The organism is Parcubacteria group bacterium CG10_big_fil_rev_8_21_14_0_10_36_14 (genome assembly GCA_002772895.1).
In the GTDB taxonomy this organism is placed as follows: domain Bacteria; phylum Patescibacteriota; class Patescibacteriia.
In genome coordinates this window covers 1-2,043 of record PFCS01000004.1, presented here as the reverse complement: position 1 = coordinate 2,043, position 2,043 = coordinate 1, and the positions used below count along the sequence as shown (strand labels likewise).

Sequence of the window (2,043 nt, the reverse complement as noted above, 5' to 3'; positions counted from 1 at the left end):
TGAAATTAGGATGTAGGAAACAATTTTCAATTATCAATTACGAATAAATTATTAAAATTATCAATGGATATATTTTTGTATAAAATTGAGGCATTACCTCATTTTTTTGTATGTTATGATATAATACAATCATAACATATGAACTACATAATAGTTGCGATACTGATTTTGTTTTCTGCATTATTCTCAGGCTTGACGCTGGGATTAATGAGTTTGGATAGTTATGAGTTAAAAAGAAAAAAATCATTAGGCGACAAAGACGCGACTAAACTTTATCCCATAAGAAAAAAGAGCAATCTTCTTTTATGCACTTTGCTTATTGGGAATGTGGGAGTGAATTCTTCATTAGCGGTATTTTTAGGTTCAATCACTTCCGGTATAATTGCCGGTTTTATTGCGACCGCTCTTATAGTTTTATTGGGAGAAATAACTCCGCAAGCTATTTTTTCGCGTTTTTCATTAAAGTTGGGCGCTAAGCTCACTTGGTTTGTTAGGATTTTTATGATTTTGCTTTTTCCGGTTTGTTGGCCGATTGCGAGAGTGCTTGATAAATTATTGGGAGAAGAAATGGCAACGATTTATTCTAAAAAAGAATTAATGAAAATCGTAGAAGAACATGAAGATTCCGTAGCCAGTGATGTAAAAGAAGAAGAGGAAAGAATTATAAAAGGGGCTCTTACGTTTGCTGATAAAAAAGTTTCTAATATAATGACGCCAAGGACAGAGGTATTTGCTCTTCCTTATTCTCAAAAGATAGATGTCGCCTCCCTTGATGTTATCGTCAAATCCGGTTATTCGCGTATTCCGGTTTATAAAAATAAACTGGATAATATTGTTGGTATTCTATATGTCAAAAAATTAATCGGTGATAAAAATAAAAATAAAAAAGTATTTCAAGCTTGTGAAAAAAAAGTTTTGTTTGTGGATGAGAATAAGGGTTTAGCTCAGGTTTTTGATTCTTTTTTGGAAACAAGAAATCACCTTTTTGTTGTAATGGATGAATTTAGCGTCCTTTCGGGCGTTGTAACCATTGAGGATGTATTAGAAGAAATTATTGGTTCGGAGATTATGGATGAAACGGATAAATATGAGGATTTGCGGAAACACGCTAAACAAAGGTTGAAAGGAAAGAAAAAGAGAGTTGTGGTATAATAAAAGCAAGACTAATGAATAAATAATTTTTGAAATTATGTTTAATACTACTTTGGATATTTTATATTTTGTTTTAGCTTGTTCTGCCGGGCTTCTAACCGTTGTTTTAATAATATTTTTCATATATCTTATTGGTGCTTTAAGTAAAATAAATAAAATAATGAAAGAGGTGATGGGGATTAGCAAGGTTATTGCCGGTATAAAAGATAAGATGGAACACGGAATGGGGCATTTGGGACTTATTGCTGATATGGTTGGAAAAATTGTGATGCATTTTATTGAGGGAAAAATAGAAGTAAAGAGAAAGAAGAAGTAGACAGTGGTTAATATACACTAAAAAATCCGAGGCGTTGACCTCGGATTTTTGTTGGCATATTTTTAAATTTTATTAATATAAAAAAACCGCCAGAGGTCTTGAAGACATGGCGGTTGCCACTCGGCCTATTGGACCGAGCAGCTGTCGACACTGCAGACGTCGTACGCCGGCGTGCGCGCGGCGCACTCCCTGAGGGCGAGTTGCATCGCGACGGTGCGGGCGCGATGGATGCCGACGCCCCAGGCGTAGGCCGAGGAGGCGGTACAGCGCCATATGTGTACCATCGGCGGCAGATCCTTCTTGCCGCCCTTCTCGGAATTGGCGAAACTCGGAAGGGTCGCGAACACGACGAGAACGAGGACGACAAGCAGACTACCCAGCATCTTTTTCATTGTTTCTCTCCTTTTTGCGGTATTCTTACTGTGGTTTAGGGTTAGGAGAAATATAGCACATTTTAAAAGATTTGTCAAGCGTTACGAGTCTTTTCAATAATCTAAACTGAACGCACCACCCAATTAGAAAAATATGGTCAAAACCATTAAAGTGGTGGATATGTCAAATAATTTAAAATTTTA

General features: G+C 36.4%; 3 protein-coding genes. All 3 read left to right on the top strand.

The window, feature by feature from the left end; translation table 11 throughout:
• The first annotated feature begins 138 nt into the window (after window positions 1–138).
• The gene (locus COU51_00280; GenBank protein PIR67121.1) at window positions 139–1,152 is read left to right on the top strand and encodes a hypothetical protein; all 1,014 of its coding nucleotides are present in this window, start codon (window positions 139–141) and stop codon (window positions 1,150–1,152) included.
• A 37-nt stretch (window positions 1,153–1,189) separates the two neighbouring features.
• Complete coding sequence (locus COU51_00275) at window positions 1,190–1,468, top strand: hypothetical protein (GenBank protein PIR67120.1); 279 nt, start codon at window positions 1,190–1,192, stop codon at window positions 1,466–1,468.
• Between the two features lie 128 nt (window positions 1,469–1,596).
• Window positions 1,597–1,899: a hypothetical protein gene (locus tag COU51_00270; GenBank protein PIR67119.1), complete on the top strand. Its 303-nt coding sequence runs from the start codon at window positions 1,597–1,599 to the stop codon at window positions 1,897–1,899.
• Window positions 1,900–2,043: the final 144 nt, after the last annotated feature.

What these genes read in the sequence shown, in the direction of transcription:
- COU51_00280 (PIR67121.1), top strand. Translation starts at nt 139, where the DNA reads ATGAACTACATAATAGTTGCGATACTGATTTTGTTTTCTGCATTATTC.
- COU51_00275 (PIR67120.1), top strand. Translation starts at nt 1,190, where the DNA reads ATGTTTAATACTACTTTGGATATTTTATATTTTGTTTTAGCTTGTTCT.